The organism is Paraburkholderia phenoliruptrix (genome assembly GCF_047325075.1).
Lineage (GTDB): Bacteria > Pseudomonadota > Gammaproteobacteria > Burkholderiales > Burkholderiaceae > Paraburkholderia > Paraburkholderia phenoliruptrix.
Genome location: NZ_CP168530.1, coordinates 1,374,911 through 1,393,370 on the forward strand (window position 1 = coordinate 1,374,911; position 18,460 = coordinate 1,393,370).

Annotated in this window: 14 protein-coding genes; 4 read left to right on the top strand and 10 right to left on the bottom strand. The window is 63.0% G+C overall.

Translation table 11 applies throughout. From position 1 onward, the window contains the following. Positions 1–67: 67 nt before the first annotated feature. Positions 68–1,309 (top strand): FAD-binding oxidoreductase, encoded by a 1,242-nt coding sequence (locus ACEN8U_RS06135; protein WP_310108150.1) that lies wholly within the window; start codon positions 68–70, stop codon positions 1,307–1,309. Positions 1,310–1,333: 24 nt separating this feature from the next. Here the strand turns inward: ACEN8U_RS06135 and ACEN8U_RS06140 are convergent, their stop codons facing one another. After that, positions 1,334–2,254, bottom strand: coding sequence for an ATP adenylyltransferase family protein (locus ACEN8U_RS06140; protein ID WP_310108148.1), 921 nt, complete (start codon positions 2,252–2,254; stop codon positions 1,334–1,336). Positions 2,255–2,367: 113 nt separating this feature from the next. Beyond that, entirely contained in the window at positions 2,368–3,189 is an 822-nt protein-coding gene (locus ACEN8U_RS06145) for a LysR substrate-binding domain-containing protein (RefSeq protein ID WP_013590448.1), read from the bottom strand. Positions 3,190–3,313: 124 nt separating this feature from the next. Between ACEN8U_RS06145 and ACEN8U_RS06150 the strand changes: the two genes are divergently transcribed. Then, positions 3,314–4,165 carry an alpha/beta hydrolase gene (locus tag ACEN8U_RS06150; RefSeq protein WP_310108146.1) on the top strand — a complete coding sequence of 284 codons (852 nt, stop codon included), beginning with the start codon at positions 3,314–3,316 and terminating at the stop codon, positions 4,163–4,165. Positions 4,166–4,233: 68 nt separating this feature from the next. Here the strand turns inward: ACEN8U_RS06150 and ACEN8U_RS06155 are convergent, their stop codons facing one another. The 5 genes from ACEN8U_RS06155 to ACEN8U_RS06175 all read right to left on the bottom strand — a co-directional run bounded on the left by ACEN8U_RS06155 (position 4,234) and on the right by ACEN8U_RS06175 (position 11,348). Then, positions 4,234–5,457, bottom strand: a complete 1,224-nt coding sequence (locus ACEN8U_RS06155) for an acyltransferase (protein WP_310108145.1) — start codon at positions 5,455–5,457, stop codon at positions 4,234–4,236. Between the two features lie 48 nt (positions 5,458–5,505). Further along, entirely contained in the window at positions 5,506–6,507 is a 1,002-nt protein-coding gene (locus ACEN8U_RS06160) for a glycosyltransferase family 2 protein (protein ID WP_014972007.1), read from the bottom strand. Between the two features lie 264 nt (positions 6,508–6,771). Further along, complete coding sequence (locus tag ACEN8U_RS06165; RefSeq protein WP_310108143.1) at positions 6,772–7,788, bottom strand: ATP-grasp fold amidoligase family protein; 1,017 nt, start codon at positions 7,786–7,788, stop codon at positions 6,772–6,774. 278 nt (positions 7,789–8,066) lie between these two features. Next, positions 8,067–9,944: an ATP-binding protein gene (locus ACEN8U_RS06170; RefSeq protein ID WP_310108141.1), complete on the bottom strand. Its 1,878-nt coding sequence runs from the start codon at positions 9,942–9,944 to the stop codon at positions 8,067–8,069. Positions 9,945–10,139: 195 nt separating this feature from the next. Then, a complete protein-coding gene (locus ACEN8U_RS06175) occupies positions 10,140–11,348 on the bottom strand; it encodes an acyltransferase (RefSeq protein WP_310108139.1) in 1,209 nt (402 codons plus the stop codon). 345 nt (positions 11,349–11,693) lie between these two features. Between ACEN8U_RS06175 and ACEN8U_RS06180 the strand changes: the two genes are divergently transcribed. Continuing rightward, positions 11,694–12,383, top strand: a complete 690-nt coding sequence (locus ACEN8U_RS06180) for a hydrolase (RefSeq protein WP_035476995.1) — start codon at positions 11,694–11,696, stop codon at positions 12,381–12,383. A gap of 54 nt (positions 12,384–12,437) precedes the next feature. Here the strand turns inward: ACEN8U_RS06180 and ACEN8U_RS06185 are convergent, their stop codons facing one another. The 3 genes from ACEN8U_RS06185 to ACEN8U_RS06195 all read right to left on the bottom strand — a co-directional run bounded on the left by ACEN8U_RS06185 (position 12,438) and on the right by ACEN8U_RS06195 (position 16,732). Next, a complete protein-coding gene (locus ACEN8U_RS06185) occupies positions 12,438–14,327 on the bottom strand; it encodes a feruloyl-CoA synthase (protein WP_310108137.1) in 1,890 nt (629 codons plus the stop codon). A gap of 74 nt (positions 14,328–14,401) precedes the next feature. Continuing rightward, positions 14,402–15,853, bottom strand: coding sequence for an aldehyde dehydrogenase (locus ACEN8U_RS06190; RefSeq protein ID WP_310108136.1), 1,452 nt, complete (start codon positions 15,851–15,853; stop codon positions 14,402–14,404). Between the two features lie 42 nt (positions 15,854–15,895). After that, entirely contained in the window at positions 15,896–16,732 is an 837-nt protein-coding gene (locus ACEN8U_RS06195; RefSeq protein WP_310108134.1) for a p-hydroxycinnamoyl CoA hydratase/lyase, read from the bottom strand. 505 nt (positions 16,733–17,237) lie between these two features. Between ACEN8U_RS06195 and mhpT the strand changes: the two genes are divergently transcribed. Then, positions 17,238–18,443: a 3-(3-hydroxy-phenyl)propionate transporter MhpT gene (gene mhpT / locus ACEN8U_RS06200; RefSeq protein ID WP_310108754.1), complete on the top strand. Its 1,206-nt coding sequence runs from the start codon at positions 17,238–17,240 to the stop codon at positions 18,441–18,443. Positions 18,444–18,460: the final 17 nt, after the last annotated feature.

Below are 18,460 nucleotides of genomic sequence, written 5' to 3' on the forward strand. Positions count from 1 at the left end.
GCCATGTGCGCGTTGTGCGGATGTTCAATAGACGAGTCCGCTTTCACGGGGCAAGCAGAGCGAGCTTATGGATTTCGATGTGATCGTGCTGGGTGCCGGCATCGTCGGTGTGTCGGCTGCGCTGCATGTGCAGGCGCGGGGACGGCGCGTGGCGCTCGTCGACCGGCGCGCGCCCGGCGAGGAAACCAGTTTCGGCAACGCGGGCCTGATCGAGTCGTCGTCGGTCGTGCCGTACGCGTTTCCGCGCCATCTGGGCACGCTGCTGCGCTATGCGCGCAATCAGTCGACGGATCTTTACTGGGACTATCGCGCGTTGCCTTCTTTTGCGGGCTGGCTCGCGCGTTTTTGGTGGGAGTCGTCGCCCGAGCGGCTGATGAGCGCGGCGCACGACATGCTGCCGTTGATCCGTCACAGCGTCGCCGAGCACGATCTGCTGATCGCGCGCGCCGGTCTCGCGGAACTGGCCGTCAGCAAGGGCTGGATGGAGGCGTTTCGCACGCCGAAGGAATTCGCACGCCATGCAGTCGCGGCCGAAGCTACCGCGCGAACGCATGGCCTGCATGTCGTCGCACTCGATAGAGCCGCGCTGGCAGCACAAGAGCCCGGTCTCGCAGACGGATTCTGCGGCGCGCTGCACTGGCAGGACCCCAAAAGCATCGTGAATCCCGGCGCGTTGACGAAAGGCTATGCGCGTCTCTTCCAGCATGACGGCGGCACGTTCCTGACCGGCGACGCGACGACGCTGCAAGAAGAGGCGGGCGCATGGACGGTGCAGACGTCTTCCGGCCGGATCCGCGCAAAAGATGTGGTGGTGGCGCTCGGCCCATGGTCGGACAAGGTGTTCGAGCCGCTCGGCTATCGCATTCCGCTGCGCGCCAAACGCGGCTACCACATGCATTATCGGGCGACAAAGCCGATGCTCTCCATGCCCTACGTCGACTCGGAACAAGGCTACGTCGTGGCGCCGATGCAAGGGCGCTTGCGGCTTACCACGGGTGTAGAGATCGCGCGGCGCGAAGCGAAGCCTACCGGCGTCCAGCTAGAACGCGCCGAGCGCTCGGCAAAGCCGGTGTTCGGACTGGGCGAGCGGCTCGACGCGAACCCGTGGCTCGGCTTGCGCCCCTGCACGCCCGACATGCGGCCCATCATCGGGCGCGCGCCGCGGCACCGGGGGCTGTGGTTCTCGTTCGGTCACAACCATCATGGCTTGACGCTCGGCCCGGTAAGCGGGCGGCTCCTCGCGGAAATGATGACGGGTGAAGAGCCTTTCGTCGATGCGCGTCCGTTCCGGCCCGAGCGGTTCGCCTGAGCGTGGCCTTCGCTTGCGTGCGGGCTACGGTGGGACGAGTCCCGCGACCCGCCGCAGCACATTCATTGGACCGAGCTTGCGGATGGTCTGCATCTGCATGTCGTTGCGAACGAAGAGCGAGCCCGCAAAACCCAGCGCGTTGACTGCAATGCCTTCTGTTCGTTCGACGCAGCGAGGCACGAGCATCATCCAGCGCGTCGTCACGAGCAGGTTGTAGGGCGCTGATTGGCGCGCTTGCCCGTTCACCTCCACGGCGTGCAAACCGGCGGCATCGAGTAGATGCTGGTACGTGTGCAATGCACGGTCCGCCAGTTGCTGCGGGTTGTCTGCGAGCTTCGCATCGAGGCTCGCGAATGCGTGCGGAAAGCCAAGTCCTGGCACGGTGCATAGACTGCCGTCGCTGGATGCGGCCGCCAGCAACGGCTCGATCGGCAGATGTGAGGCGCTTTCGTCGAGCGGCAGCGGTACGATCTGCAGATGCTTGTGAGGCTGACTCGCGCCGGCCGCCGGTCCGCCGTTGTAGAAACCGAGGCTCTCGAACTGCGTCATGCAATCGAACAGTGCGCGAAAATCCGCCAGATCGAGCAGGTTCTCCTGCAACTCGAAGCGGCGCGTCACGACCAGCAGATGGTGGTCGATCACATTGAACTTGTTCAGCAGGACAAGGTGCGTGTCCGAGATATCGGCGACGAACAGGTCCGGCTCATAGGGCAGGAAGGGGTTGACCGCGCGACGGCTGGCCGGGTCCGTCTTGCGTTGCCGGGCGTCCTCGTCCTTGCGTTCCAGACTCGACACCTGGCGGACGAGGAAACGCACGCCGCCGTCTTCGATCGTCGTGCGCACGGTCTGTATGGGGTGCAGCGCGCCGCAGGCCAACGCATGCTCCGTCTGGCGCACGACGGCGGGCCACAAGGTGCCGGACGATTCGCGAGGGGGCGTAGTCATCGGAATGGGCAGCTTCGGTTTGGCGCGAGAGGCAGCTTCCTTTATACACTCGCTGCCGGGCGCATGCGCGACGTGTTGTGCAACGCGCCGTGCGACTTCACCCTGGCGGTGGCCTAGCGCCTCAGTTCGGCAATGATTTTCTCCGCGAGAAAATCGCACGGCGGGCGTTTGGATGCCGTGCTTCGCGCGAGCACCACTTCGAGCGCGGCGATTTCGGGCAAGCCCTGCGCCTGGCCGAGCAGGGCGAAATGCGCGGGTACTGCGCATTGGGCGAGCGGAACCACGGCAAGGCCCGCCTCGGCCATGGACACGAGACCCATCAAACTCGGGCTTTCATACGACGTGCGATAGCTGATTCCCGCCTGTTCGAGGCTGCGAATCGCGTTCTCGCGCGCGACGCTGCCCGGCAGAAACACCGCAATCGGCAGAGGTCTTTCCCGCCAGATGTCGTGCGCGCTCGGCGATGCGGCCCACACCATGGGTTCGAGCCGCAGGAACTCGCCCGCCAGACCCTTCACGCGCGTCGCGCACACCAGATCGACGGAACCGTCTTTCACCATCGGCGCGAGCGCCACGCTCGGCAGGCCGACCACGCGAATCTCGACCTTCGGATAGGTCGCGGAAAATTTCTTGAGGATGGGCGGCAGCAGCGACGACGCGTAGTCGTCCGGCACGCCGATGCTCACGCGGCCGGTCACGTCGGGCCGCACCACAGCGGCCCACGCCTCGTCGCGCAAGGCCAGCATGCGGCGCGCGTAGGCGAGCAGCACTTCGCCGTCCTGGGTCGGCACGACACTTCTGGGCTTGCGGACGAAGAGCGGCTTGCCGAGCGCGGCCTCGAGCGTCTTGATCTGCATGCTCACCGCCGACTGCGAGCGGTGCACGAACTCCGCCGCACGGCTGATATTGCCGGCGTCCGCCACGGCGACGATCATGGCCATCACGTCGAGGTCAAGGGCTTTCAATGCTTGTTATCAGAAAAATTGATGGATTCCATCAATATTACGCGATTTTCTTAAATGTTGACGTGCGGCATAGTGCTGGCAAAGGAGCCCGTGTATGAACGCCCGAACCGATTTCTCCCTGCTTGCCGTGCCCGACCTCTCGTTTGCGACGATTGCCTCGGGCATTTGCGTGCCGTACGTCGAGTGCGGAGAGGGCGAGCCGCTCGTGTTCGTGCACGGCTCGCTGTGTGACTACCGCTACTGGAGCGCGCAGACGGCGGCCCTGTCGGCGCATTTTCGCTGCATCTCGGTGAGCCTGAGCCATTACTGGCCGGCGGGCGAGGCCTGCATTCAGGGCGAATTCGGCTGGCAGACGCACGTCGCCGAACTGGCCGAGTTCATCGAGGCGCTCGGCGTCGCGCCCGTCCATCTGGTGGGGCATTCGCGCGGCGGTTGCGTCGCGTTTCATGTGGCGCGCGAGCATCCGCGTCTCGTGAAGACGCTGACGCTTGCCGACCCGGGCGGTCCGTTGCAGCTGGACGGCATGCCCGAGGCCGCGCTGCCCGCCGCGACGAATGCGCTGCGCGCGCGGGTGGCCGAGCTGATCGAAGGCGGCGAGATCGACGCGGGACTGGAACTGTTCGTCGACTCGGTGAGCGCGCCGGGCTCGTGGCGCAAGAGTTCGGTCGCCTTTCGCACCATGGCCACGGACAACGCCGCGACCTTGCCGAAGCAGTTTCGCGACCCGTTGCCCGCTTATTCGCGCGAGGCTGCACGCGGCGTGAAATGCCGAACGCTGCTGATCGAAGGGCAGCGCAGCCCTCGTATGTTCCGCAACAATGTCGAGAAACTTGCTGAGTGGATCGACTACGCGGACAGGCAGACCATCGCGGGGGCGTCACACGGCATGAATGTGTCGAACGCGGGCGCCTTTAACCGGCTCGTCCAGTCGTTTGCGAGCTTCTGAGGGGGCCGTTGCAGCGTTGAGCCGCGTGCCGCGAGCGCCGCGCCACATAGGCGCCGCGCACATACAGGTCAAAGACTTCTCGCGCCGGCTGCCCCGGCGCGCGGCCTCGTGGTGAGAAAGCGGCCGCGAATCCAGTCTCTTAACGGCGCGACCAGCCGCTCCTGAAAGTACACCGCCGCGATCACGGTGCCGATCAGATAGAGCGGATATGTTGCCATGCTCGGCACGACTTCCTTGGAAGCCGCGACGCACTCGGAGAAGTGCGAAGCGCACCACAGCGGCGACTTGCCAATGGAGAGCAGCTTCAACACCTTCATCATGACCAGAAAGACGGGGACATGAATCGCGAAGAGCGAAAGCGCCGAATTGCCGAGGCGCGTGGCCAGCGCCGCGAAGCGTGAAGGCACACCCAGCCCGGCGAAGACGATCACGAGCAGTACTTCTCCGGGCATCAACGCGCCGTTGTGAACGACGTAACGCGTACTCATCGACCCATACGTCTCGAGCCACGCGGCGACCGCGAACGAGGCCGCAAAAACAAGCAATGCTGCAAAGATCTTCGCACGGCTCTCGTATATCGCGTTCAACTGCCCCTCGCGAAAGAGTCCATACACGACGATACCGACCAGAAACTCGGGCAGCCGCAGCACCGGATTGCGCGTGATGAAGCCGACCGCGGCGGGGCTATACCAGTGCATGAGCGTCGCGGCGACAGGCGGAACGAGGTAGAGCACCCACAGCACTACGACGAGCCGGTACTTGTTCCTGGCTCGGAGCAGCCGCGGCGCGACGAACGGAAACGCCAGATAGAAAAAGAACAGGGTGGCAAGCGACCACGACGGCGGATTCACCGACCCATAGAGCGGATACCACACTTGCAGCAGAAACAGATTCAGCACGAAATTCACGGCGGTTTCTGTGGTGCCTAGCGTGACGAAATGCTCGGCATCGTCGAGCGACATCACGGCGAACTGCTGGAACCCCCGCGTGCCGACCACCGAGACGAGAAGCACCAGTACCAGCGCGATCAGATGCACGGGGTACAGGTTCGACAGGCGCTTCACGAAGAATTCACGTGTGCCGCCTCGCAGTTCCGTCGTGCGTCCAAAGTAGACGTGCGCAAGAATGAAGCCCGACAGGATGAAGAACGAACTGGTGGCGAACCCGCCGAGATTGGCGAGTTCGACCAGCGGCAGCGTCGTGTACTGCGGATACTGATGTATCGAGTGAAAGACCATCAGATAAACGGCGAGTGCGAAACGAAGCACATCGAGGCCAACGAACTTGTTCATCATGTGGTCCAGGCAAGATGGGTTGCGCCGAAGTCGAGTGAAACGCCTCTACAGGCGACGCCGGGCAAGCGGGTTGGCAATATAGCGAACGGCGAAATCGGAGAGCGCGGAAAAAGGCAGAAGGCAAAGACTCGAGAGGGCGAGCGTGCCGATCTTCTTCTTGTAGCTCCAGAACGGGTTGGCAACGATGGAGCGGAAGTAGCTGTGCGACTGGCGGCTCACCCAGCGCCAGCGCTTCGTGAACGGCGCCTGATAAATGGCGGAGCAGAAGTACGATTTCTCGAGCGAGAAGTCATAGAACGACATGGGCAATTCGATTCCCAAACGCGCGCGCGCCATTTGCCGCAGGATCGCCCAACGTTTCGTCAACGCCTTCGGCGCTTTGTCGTTGCTTTCCGAGTTGGCGAAATCGATGCCCGAGTTTTCGGTGCGATGTACGCGATACGCGCCGAGCGATTCGGGAATGGTCGCAACGGTCCCGAGCAGCGCGACGCCGTAGATCGCATAGAAGTCCGCACCGTAGCGATTGATCTCGGCTTCCGGCACCGGAAAAATTCGCCTTAACGCACTGGTCCGATAGGCGTTGCCCGAAGCCGGCGGCGACGGATAGAGCCAGCCCTGGCGCAACGGTCCGCCGCAGTCGCATGGAGCCGCCGAATGCGGCACGTACGTGCCCGAAGGCTTGCCTGAAGGATCGATCACGTCGAGCCGGAATTGGACCTTGACGAAGCTGCCGGTTTCAAACACGCGCATGACTTTCGAAACCGCATGCGCATACAGCAGATCGTCGGAATCGAGCAGCATGACGAATTCCGTGTCGATCATATTGACCGCGTCGTTATAGGCGGAGACCTGACCTCCATTCTGCTTGTAAAGCGCCTTAATGCGGGAGCCGTAACTTTCTATGATTTCACGGGAGTCGTCTGTCGATCCGTCGTCGATTACGAGCACCTGGGTTGCGGGATAGTCCTGGGCAAGCGCCGAGTCGATTGCCCCGGCCAGAAATCGGCCGTAGTTGTAATTGCAGATGACGATTGTCACGTTTTGCATTTGTCTTCACCACTGTCGTGAACCACGACCGCTGCGCAGGGGCGACAATCGCCCGCATCGGCGCATCCGGTCGCATGGGCCTCTGTCGAACTAGCACAAATCAATTTACCGTTCCGTTGGTTGCGTCGCCAACAAACCGTCATGCGATATGTGCGGTCGATAACACAGCTTTCTGCGCTCGCGCATGCTTCGGTAAAGCAGGGAATAAACCCTGCTGCGCCGAGTGAAAGAGGTGACAAACTTGCCGGAAAAAATCGGCAAGCGTTACGCTGGGTTATCCGACAGTATCGGTAAAGGAGGCCGGTTCGACAGGAATGCATCGGGCACGAGTTTTCCCCACTCGTAGTCGATTCTGTCCGGCGTGAAAGGCAGTACTCCGGCGCCCGGCGTAAAAGTCAGCTCGCCGAAATAGATCTGGTTATCCGGCGCGTACAGGTCCACGCGCACATAGTCGAAGTCCGCGCACAGTTTTCTTGCGGTGGAAAGAATGGCATCCAGATTGGCGGGGCGCGGCGCGGGCTCAGGGCTCGGTTTATAAGCGCCAATGGCCATGTCGAGATGGTTCCAGTCGGCGTCGTAGATGTCGCCGCGCGTGTTTGAGCCGAACCGGTCGGAGATTACGAGAATGTAGATGTGCGGTCTTCCGCTTCGTCCGCCAAAGCAATGCAGTTTGTAGTCCGCCGGAATCTGGCCGCTCTGGTCCAGCAGCAGTTGCTCGAAGAAAATGCGCGGCTTGATCTGGCGGTAATGCTTTTCGCGCGCGATCTTGTAGAAGTCCAGTGTGAGCCAGTGATTGGCGAGTTCTCGTAGTTGTTCGAACGAGCGCGCGGATTTGTCCCTTACCACTTCCACATAGGTGCTGCCGTGGTTCGCCTTCATCACGAACGAGTTCGGCAACGCGTCGAATACTTCTTTCGTGAAAACGTCCGGCGCGGCGAGGAGCGGAATCACATGCTGTTCGCCCAGCTTGCTCGCGACATAGCCTCTTACTGCGATTTTGTCCGTCAGCTCGGCGAACCACGGGTCCGGCCGCAGGTTTTTCTGCAGGATTTTCTCGTTGAACGTGGTGGGGCGAAACAGGTTGGGATAGCGGCCAATTTCCTTGTGATGCAGCAGTGCCAGGAACACGGGCGCCGGCAGCAGCGATTTGGCGGCCTCTTTGACCTTTCGGAGAGTCGATTGTCGGCGCACTGGAGCAGTACTTTCCGACAATTGTGCTTCTTGCAGCGGCACAGGCGTGCCGGCTTCACCCGGAAATTGCACTGAGTTGGTCGTCGTCATTTTTCGAATCCCCTAAGTTGTTCGCTACATTCGGGGCCCGGCCAGGCTTCCCGATGTATCACGATGCGAGGTTAACTCACGGAATGCTGCGCAATTGGCGGCGTCGCTAAACGAAGGTATTTTGGCCCAATCCCATGAAGGCGGCCCTTTTTGGGGGGAGGTTTTTTGCGCCGGCTATTCGCCGCGCATCGCGAGACGTTCGGATAGAAAGGAAGTGGCTGAAGAGAACAGTGCAAAGCGCCTAATTCGCGAGCGATTTCACTTCGCCGTTCGTGGATCTATCCGCTTTCATGTGAAGCGTCGAATGAAGCGCCGTCGATGATTTCAAGCAGCTCAGCGGGCCTGACTGGTTTGACGAAGTGATGGTCGAAGCCTGCCGCGCGGCTGCGGTCGCGGTCGCCCTGCTGACCGTAGCCCGTTAGCGCGACGAATACGCATTGCCGGTTGCCGGAGCGTGCCCGCAATTGCCGCGCGAGTTCATAGCCGTCCATCACGGGCAGGCCGATATCGAGCACCGAAACCGCGGGCATGAAGGCGCTCGCCTCGGCGAGCGCGGCAGCGGGATCGTAAACGGTCATTACCGAGTGGCCGTAGCTTCGCAGTAGTTCCGCGAGTGCGTCCGCCGCGTCGACGTTGTCGTCGACCAGCAGAACACGTCGTTCCTGCACGCCGGCGCTTCTTTCCGGGCGACGCATGGCTAGTGGCGCAGGCACGGCGATACGCGTGGCCGGCTGCGCGCTGCCGGCCATTGCGGGCGAGGGCGCGCAGGGCAGCACGATCGTAAACTGACTACCGCAGCCTCGGCCGCCGCTCGCTGCTTCGATATGTCCGCCATGCAGCTCCACGAAGTTTCTCGCGAGCGCGAGACCGATGCCGAGTCCGCCGTGGGCGCGATCGATCGTCTGCGTGCCCTGGTAGAAGGTGTCGAAAATGCGAGGCAATGTGTCCGGCGCAATGCCGATGCCGGTGTCGCGTACACCTATGCGAAGCGTGCCTGCGCCGGTGTCTGCAGCGCTCACTGTTATCGCGCCGCCCGGTTCGGTGTATCTGGCCGCGTTGATGAGCAGATTGGCAATGGCCTGCGCGAGCCGCGCCGGGTCGGCGAAACACTCCAGCGCCCCATCCACCTCGATATTCAATCGATGAGCGCGGCGTTGCACGAGCACGCGCGTCATCTCCACGGCCTTCATGACGACTTCGTGCACGTCGACCCGTTGCCGATACAGTTCGACATTGCCGCGGATCATACGCGACACGTCGAGCAGATCGTCGACGAGGCGCGCCAGATGATCGACATGACGCTGGATAACGGACCGCTCGCGCGCGGTCGAATCGGTGCCGCGCCGCTGCATCAGTTCGAGCGCACTGACAATGGGCGCGAGCGGATTGCGCAGCTCATGTCCGAGCATCGCCAGAAACGCATCTTTTGCGCCATTGGCCTCGCGCAATTCAGAAAGGAGTACTTCACGGTCGGTGTCGCGTTGATGTTCGGCGGCCTTGCGGCGGTTCATTTCATCTTCGAGCGATCTTGCACGCTGCTCGGCCAGCGCGAGCCGCAGATGCAGTTCCTTGCTGCCGGCATCGCGCAACGCGCTGCCCGGCAGCACGTGATGATGCGCGTGGCAAATGTGGCGAAAGAGCGGGGTGTGCTCGGCGCCAGGAAACAGTTTGTCGGGATAGCCGCAGAAAAGGGAGAACCGGTGACGCTCCGCGAGGCGGTTCCAGAGTTCTTCGAGACGCAACGCGGCCTCGCCCTGACCTTGTTCACAGAGCAGCGCAACCATCTCCCCAAACGCATGGAGCGGCTCGCCGCGCTGCGCCGCCTTCGCGACGACCGCGCCGACTGTTGAGATAAAGCGTGTCTCGTCCGGCCAGCCGTCGACCATGAAGCGCTCGAGCGTGGCGTGTGCATCCAGCAGGATCACTACTCTGCCCGCCTCGTCTGCGGTGCGCGCGGGCTGTTTCGCGTTGAGCCACGACGTGAGCGACGCCAGATGATCGGCCGTGGCGATCGCAATTGCGCTGCCGCCCGCATTGAGTGCTCGCAGCAGAAAGCCGCCCACGTCTTCCATCAAACCCGTGTCGGATTCGTAGAACTGGACGAAATGGCCTGAGTCGTGCGCGTCCTCGTGAGACGGCTTCGTGCTAGTGAGCATCGTTGACTGCCCTGGCGAGACGTTCCTTCGCGAAGAAATGACGCGCCGGTTGTAGTGCGGAACACGCGTTGCAAACTGCGGCGGCGCCCGGGTGAGGAACCGCGAAGGGCCTGCAGCGCACACCGTCGGCAGTTCAGGCATGAACCTGCCGCCGACCCAGCAGGCATAGCCAGCAACCGGCGTGCCCGAACATGTTCAGTCGCGGGCTGCGGTTTGCTGAAAGCGCTGGTCGACGCGAGCAAGCAGACTGCGCGACAGGCGTGTCGCGCGGGCCTGAATGACCCGCTCGGACAGGCGCGAAAACGCATACGACGCGGCGAGCACCGCCAGCACCGTCACAATGAAGAGCACGAGAGACGTTTCGCGATCGCTTCGCCCAAATGTGCCCTGGAAGAAGTGCAGGCTTGCATAGACGCAGACGAAGTGCCACAGATAGATGCCGTAACTCTCGCGGCCGAGCGCACCGGTGCAGCGGCGCATCAACCTGCCGAGCGGCTTGCCGCTGCGAGCAGAGAGGGCTTCGTCGTGGCATTCGCGGCGGCGGGAACACACGAACAGCAAAAACGCGACCGCGCTGCAGGCGGCGAAAACCGGCGCCAGTTCATGCGCCTTGGCGAGCCATACACCGAGCATCGCCGTGGCGAGCGAGAAACCCGCGGCGAGCAGAAACGTCGCGCAGGCAGCACGTCGCGTGACGCTCGCAGCACCCGTGAGATGTCGCCGAAATGCGTACCAGGCCCACATCCCCACGACAAAGCACGGCCCTTGCACCGGCGGCCAGAAATAGCTGAAGGAGTTGTTGCCGACGTGGCAAACGAAGCCGTCGTGACAGTCCTGCGTGACCAGCACAACCACCGACAACGCGAGCAGCAACGCCGTGGCGATCATGAGCCGCACACGGTTCGCGGCGACGAAGAAGAGCAGGGGCGCGATCAGATAAAACAGCATTTCGACGCCGATCGACCAGCCTCCCGGCACGACGTTGTTGATCGCCGTGGGCGAAAGCGCATGCAAAAAGACCATGTTGAGCAGAATGTCTGTCGCGCCGTGTGCGCCGAGCACCCACGCGCGCTCGTAGCCGGACTGCGCGGCACCATAGCTGATGAATCCGTAGACGGCGATTGCCGCGTAATACAGCGGCGCAATGCGAAAGAACCGTTTGATATAGAAGCGCAATGTCACATGCCGTGCCCCGGTGCAACGCCCATGCTCCGCTTCGAGCGTCATGAAGATCGTGATCGCGCTGATCACGAAGAACAATTGCACGCCGTACTGGCCCATTCGCGCGAGCAGGGCGACGCCGTGCGGCAGATGAGGGAATTGAAACGACAGGTGCACTGCGACGACACCGACGATCGCGAGCGCCCGACCGAGATCGAGCGCGGCAACACGTCCTTCTTTCATGGGACACATCCTCCTCGATAGTCGCGGCCGCGCGGTTCGCGGCCGCGACGACCGTGGACACGATGCGTTTCGCGGAAGTTCCTGTTTTTTTGCTGAGCGCGTCAAGAACGCGTGTTTCATGCTTTTTGCACGCTTTACGCCGCGCGCCTCAATCGTCAGACGAAAAGGCGGATCAGCCGTCAACCTTTCGCTTTGTTATTTTTAAGAACGATTAAGGACGGGGACAAGGACTCCGTTCGGGGCCGCCGATAGACTGCATGCCAGTTTTCCTCGCATCAGAAGCGGGTGCGGCACGTCTTCCGATGTTCAGCAAACCCTTTACCGACCTTTAGGATGCACAAAGCCATGGCTAATCCGAAACTCCAAGTCCTGACGCCTGCCAACTCGCAGATCATTTTCATCGACCACCAGCCGCAGATGGCGTTCGGCGTGCAGTCGATCGACCGTCAGGTGCTGAAGAACAACGTGGTGGGCCTCGCGAAGGCAGCACGCGTGTTCAACATTCCGACCACCATCACGACCGTCGAATCGGAAAGCTTCTCGGGCTACACGTACCCCGAGTTGCTGGATGTGTTCCCGGATCACAAGGTGCTCGAACGCACGTCGATGAATTCGTGGGACGACCAGAAAGTGCGCGATTCGCTCGCCGCGAATGGCCGCAAGAAAGTGGTCGTGGCAGGCCTGTGGACGGAAGTCTGCAACAACACGTTCTCGCTGTGCGCGATGGACGAGGGCGACTACGAGATCTACATGGTGGCGGACGCATCGGGCGGCACCTCGAAGGAAGCGCACGAATATTCGATGCAGCGCATGATCCAGGCCGGCGTGGTGCCGGTCACGTGGCAACAGGTGCTGCTCGAATGGCAACGCGACTGGGCGCACAAGGAGACGTACGACGCCGTCATGGCGATCGTCAAGGAGCATTCGGGCGCGTACGGCATGGGCGTCGACTACGCGTACACGATGGTCCACAAGGCGGCGCAGCGCGCCGCCGGCAAGCACGAGGTGCTCGCTCCGGTGCCCGCACGCAAGTAAGCGGGCAGCGTCACGCGGTACGCGGCTCTGTGTCGCCTGTCGCGTGATCGCGGCTCAAGTAGAGGCGTGCGGCGCGTAGATCGCGTTCGGGTCCCGCCGAACGGGGTCGTGCAACGCCTCGACGAGTTGGGCGCGATGGGTAAGCACGGCGCGCTGGTTGATCGAGCCCTTGTCGGTGATCTCGCCGAGATCGAGCGACGGCGCGACGTCGAGCAGACGCAGCCGCGCGATCGTGGTTGCCCCGCCCGTCGATTCGCGATTGAGCCGCACGAGCAGTTCCGCGAAAAACTGTCGCACAGCGGGCGCATTCACCACTTCGGCCGCACTCGCCGACTCGGGCAGTCGCGCGAGTCGGCGGCAGTCGTCGAGTCTCGGGAACACCAGCACGCCGACATCGTCGCGATTGAGTCCGGTGACGACCACGTCCTGCACATACGGTGCCCCGGCTGAAATGACCCGCGCCCGCATCGGCCCCACGCTCACGAAGGTGCCTGAACTCAATTTGAAGTCTTCGGCAATGCGGCCGTCGAACATCAGGCCGAGTTCGGGCTGCTGCGGGTCCACGAATTTCAGCGCGTCGCCGCTGCAGTAATAGCCTTCCTCGTCGAACGACTTTGCCGTGGAGGCCGCGTCCATGCGCCAGTAGCCGCGCATCACATGCGGTCCACGAAAACGCGCTTCCAGCTTTCCGCCAACGGGCACGAGCTTCACTTCGCAGCCCGGCGCGGGCACGCCGACATAGCCGGCGCACATGGCGGGCAGCGTCGTGAAGAGACAGGACGGCGAGGTTTCCGTCATGCCGAGGCCGGCCATGATGCGGATACGCTCGCCGCAGTGACGCTCCGTCACCTGCTGCAAACGGTCCCACGCTGCCTGCGAGAGACCCGCGCCCGCGAAGAAATACACCTTCACGCGCGAGAAAAACGTCTCGCGCAGCCGGGCGTCGGTTTCCAACGCACTCGTCAGTTCTTCCCAGCCTTTCGGCACGTTGAAGTAAATAGTGGGCGCGATCTCGCGAAGGTTGCGCAGCGTCTCGTCGAACTTCTTGCCGACGGGCTTGCCGTCGTCAATGTAAAGCGTGCCGCCGTTGTAGAGCGCGATACCCGCGTTGTGACTGCCGCCGAACGTGTGATTCCACGGCAGCCAGTCAACCAGAACAGGCGGCTCGTCGGCGAATTGCGGAAACGTTTCGAGCAGCATCTGCTGATTGCTGCACAGCATGCGATGTGTCGTCGGCACGGCCTTCGGCAACATCGTGGAGCCGGACGTGAAGAGGAATTTGGCGATGCTGTCCGCGGCGATGGCGTCGTGCGCCGCGTCGACCGTGCTGGGTGTCGTCTCGAGCAGCGTGGACAGGCGGGTCACTCCCCGGCTACACGAACCGGTGGCGGCCACGACTTCGACATCGGCGGCAACGGTTGCGTCGATGGCGGCGGCGAACGTGGCGGCGTCCGTCGCGAAGACGAGACCGGGTGTCAGGAGATCGAGCGCGTGCCGCAGTTTGCCGTAGTCGCTGGAAACGAGCGAATAGGCCGGCGAAATGGGCGCGACCGGCACACCTGCCCACATCGCGCCGAGTGCGACCATCATGTGCTCGAGATCGTTGCCGGAAAGAATCGCGACGGGTCTCTCAGCCGACAGCTTGCGATCCAGCAGTGCCTGGCCGATTGCGCGCGCGTGCTCGAGCATGTGCGCGTAGCTGATGCCGCGCCATTGGCCGTCGGCGCCGCGGCGCGCGACGAGCCAACGGTCCGGATGCGCGAGCGCGCCGCTCGCGAGCCGGTCGGTCAGGCGCTTCGGGTACGCGCCGGGCGTGGCGGCTGACTCCATGTACCAGACGTCCGCGTCACGGCGAACGCGCGCGGGCGCCGAGCCGATCCGTACGTCGCGATACCGTACGGGCGTTTCCTTGTCGACACGGGATTGCGTCGGCTGCGAATTCACTGATTGTCTCCTTGCATCTCCGTCTGCTGCGAAGAATGCGGATTCGAATGATGCCGAGGCACGGCCTCTCGTTTTCAGATCGGATAATGGCGCGGGCCCGTCTGAATCGTAATCCAGCGCAGGTCGGTAAACTCGGCAATCGACGCCTTGCTGCCGAAACGGCCGTAGCCGCTGCCTTTCACGCCGCCGAACGGCATTTGCGCTTCGTCGTGCACGGTTGGTCCGTTGATGTGGCAAATGCCCGACTCCACGCGTTTGGCGACGTTCATGGCGCGCGCAATATCGCGGCTGAACACGGCCGCCGACAAACCGAACTCGCTGTCGTTCGCCACTTGCACGGCTTCGTCGTCGCTGTCCACGCGCAGCACGGTCACGAGCGGTGCGAAGGATTCCTCTCTATACAGCCTCATCGCCGGGCTCACATGATCGACGATGGTGGGCTGCATGATCGCGCCCGAGAGCGCGCCGCCGCCGAGTATCGTCGCGCCGTGTCCGCGCGCATCTTCCACGAGCGCAGTGGCGCGACTCGCGGCCGCTTCGCTGACCATGGCGCCGAGCACGGCGCCGCGGGCATTGGGTGCGTCCGCAACGAGTTGCCGTGCCTTCTCATCCAGCTTGCCGACGAGCGCGTCCGCCACACTGCGATGCGCGATGACGCGCTCCGTCGACATGCAGATTTGCCCCTGGTTGAAGAAAGCGCCGAACGCGATGGCCTCCACCGCCGCGTCCAGGTCCGCGTCGTCGAGCACGAGCACGGGCGCCTTGCCGCCCAGTTCGAGCAACGCGGGTTTCAGATGCTTCGCCGCATGCATCGCGATGATGCGGCCCACGTGCGTCGAGCCCGTGAAGTTGACGCGCCGCACGGCCGGATGCGCGATCAGGCGTTCGACGATGGCGGGTGCATCGGCGGGCGCATTCGTCACGACGTTGACAACGCCGTCGCCGAGTCCCGCGTCATGCAGCACGCTGCCGATCATTCTATGCACGGCCGGGCAGGCTTCCGACGCCTTGAGCACGACTGTGTTGCCGCACGCGAGCGGCATGGCGAGCGCGCGCGTGCCGAGAATCACCGGCGCATTCCACGGCGCGATGCCGAGCACGACACCGCACGGCTGGCGGACGGCCAGCGCGAGATTGTCCGGCGTGTCGGTGGGAATCACGCTGCCGTCGATCTGCGTGGTCATGGCAGCGGCTTCGCGCAGCATGTTGGCCGCGAGATGCACGTTGAAGCCGTACCAGTTCGCCATGGCGCCGGTTTCCGCCATACCGCATTCGATGAATGCGCCGGCTCGCGCCTCCATGAGGTCGGCCGCCTTCAGCAGACGCGCGCGGCGCTCCGTCGGCCGCAATGCGGACCACGCGGGAAACGCGGCGGCGGCGGCTTCAACGGCCGCATCCGCGTCGGCGAGCGTGGCGGCCGGCGCACGCGAAGCCACCCCGCCGGTGACCGGGTTGGTCCGCTCGAAGGTCGCGCCGCTCGACGCGGGACAGTTCTTGCCCCCGATCAACATAGTCACTTCGTTCACGATGGCTGTCTCCTTTGCATGCACACGTTTTTCATCCGCGCGTCATTCACTGCGCCTGTACGCCTGAAGCCCCGGCTTGATCGACTTCTGGTCGAGGAATTGCCGCAGTCCTTCCTCGCGGCCTTTCTCCGGATCGCGCAGTTGCGCCTGATCGAGCTTCGCGTAGAGATAGTCTTCGTTCTGCTCCCACGTCAGTTCGCGCGAGCGTTTGAAGCCGTGCTTGGCGGCGCGCAGCACCACGGGGTTCTTTTCAAGCAGCTTGGCAGCCAACGCGACGGTTTCCGCGCGCAGTTGCTCGCGCGGCACGCTCTTGTTGACGAGGCCCATCGCCGCGGCTTGCTGGCCGTCGAACGTATCGCCCGTCATGATGTAGTAGAGCGCCTGCCGATGCCCGACCGTATCCGCCATCGCCTTGCTGACCAGATTGCCCGGCGGAATGCCCCAGTTGATTTCGGAGAGACCGAATACGGCCTCGTCGGCTGCAATCGCGAGGTCGCATGCGACGAGCGGCGAAAAGCCGCCGCCGAAACACCAGCCGTTCACCATGGCGATGGTCGGCTTCGAATACATGCGCAGCAGCTTCCATTGCCATTGGCATGCGTCGCGGCGAATTTTTTCCTGCAGGATTTCGGGGCCCGCATCCACCTCGCGGAAATACTCCTTCAGGTCCATGCCGGCGGTCCAGGCATCCCCCGCGCCCGTCAGCACGAGCACCTTGGCATCGGCGTCCAGTTCAAGCGTCTCCAGCACCTGTACCATTTCGCTGTTCAGCGTGGGGCTCATTGCATTGCGCTTTTCCGGACGATTGAACGTCACCCAAGCGATGCCTTCCTGAACCTTCACGTCGACCGTTTTCCAGCGATCCTCATAACTTGCCATGTTCGTGCTCCAGCGCGTTCTGCGCGTATTAAATGTCGTGATGTGCGAGTACCTGAGTGCGTTTGCGCGTTGCATCAAGCGCGCCTGTCGTATCAGGTAGCCTGATAAAAGTCTAGTCGCAAGCGGCCCGGCGCACAATCGCTAGTTGATCGGGGAAAACCCTTGCGCCGCGTAAATTGCGGCCGATTGCGTCCGGCTGCGTCTGATTGGTCCGATTGCGTGTAACACCTGGGGTATTCACCAAACAAGCTTATCTTGTTTTGTCAGGGTGCCTGATATTTAATATGCTCGATCGCAGTGAGCTTGAGGCGCGTTCTTGTCAACGCGCTTTTATTCGCTCTTTATATCAGGCGACCTGATATATGCGGTATGCGAGGCGGTGGCGGCATCGACACAACAAGCAGCAATCAACTTGCAAGGGACCGGAGTCAGCCGCTCACGCGCTGCCCTCCGTTGAAAGGAGACAGACATGAAGTCCACCAGAACAGTCTTGCCGGCAGACGGCATGACACAGCGAGCCGCGCGCGGCGGCGCCGTCGCAACATTGAGCCTGTGTTTCGCGGTCGCGCTTCTCGAAGGGCTCGACCTTCAGTCGGTAGGTGTCGCGGCACCGCGCATGGCCCGCGAATTCGGCCTGAGCGTCGCGCAAATGGGGCTCGCGTTCAGCGCAGGCACCTTCGGATTACTACCGGGCGCGATGCTTGGCGGGCGGCTTGCGGACCGTATCGGCCGCAAACGCATTCTGATTCTCAGCGCGTGCCTGTTCGGCCTGCTTTCCATCGCGACTGCGCTCGTCAGCAGCTTCGGCATGCTGGTGTTCGTGCGCGTGTTGACGGGTGTCGGTCTTGGCGGTGCGCTGCCGAACCTGATTGCTTTGTCGTCCGAAGCGGTGCAACAGAAGTCGCGCAATACAGCAGTCAGCGTGATGTATTGCGGCATTCCGTTTGGCGGCGTGATCGCGTCGATCGTCGGCATTCTCAGTATGGGCGACACGGAATGGCGTCACATCTTCTATGTGGGTGGCGCCGGACCCCTCATCCTCGTGCCGCTGCTGCTCGCGTTCCTGCCGGAGTCGACTGCATTCCAGCGCGCGTCGCACGGCATGAACGCGGCGCCCGCGCCGATCGGCGAGGTGCTGTTCGGCGCGAACCGCGGACTGTCGACGCTGCAAATCTGGATCAGCTACTTTTGCACGCTGATCGTGCTGTATTTCCTGCTCAACTGGCTGCCCTCGCTGATGGCGGCGCGCGGACTCGCGCGCGCGGAAGTGGGCTACGTGCAGATCTTTTTCAACATCGGCGGCGGGCTCGGGGCGCTCTTTATCGGCATGTTGATGGACCGACTGCGCGGCGGCGTGGTGGTGGCCGGCATGTACGTCGGCATCATCGCGTCGCTTGCGGCCCTGTCGATTGCGCCGGGCTTTGCGGCACTGACAGTGTCGGCGTTCTGTGCGGGGATGTTCGTGATCGGCGGGCAATCGGTGCTGTATGCGCTGTCCGCCGCGTTTTATCCGACGGCGATGCGCGGCACCGGCGTCGGGGCCGCGGTGGCGGTCGGCCGCGTGGGCTCGGTAGTGGGGCCGCTGGCGGCGGGTCAACTGCTCGCCATGGGGCGCAGTTCGTCGACGGTAATCGGCGCGAGCATTCCCGTGACGCTGATCGCGGCCGCGGCGGCGCTGCTGCTGATCCGGCGACCGCGTGCGGTGGATTGATACGTCATCCTGAGCAA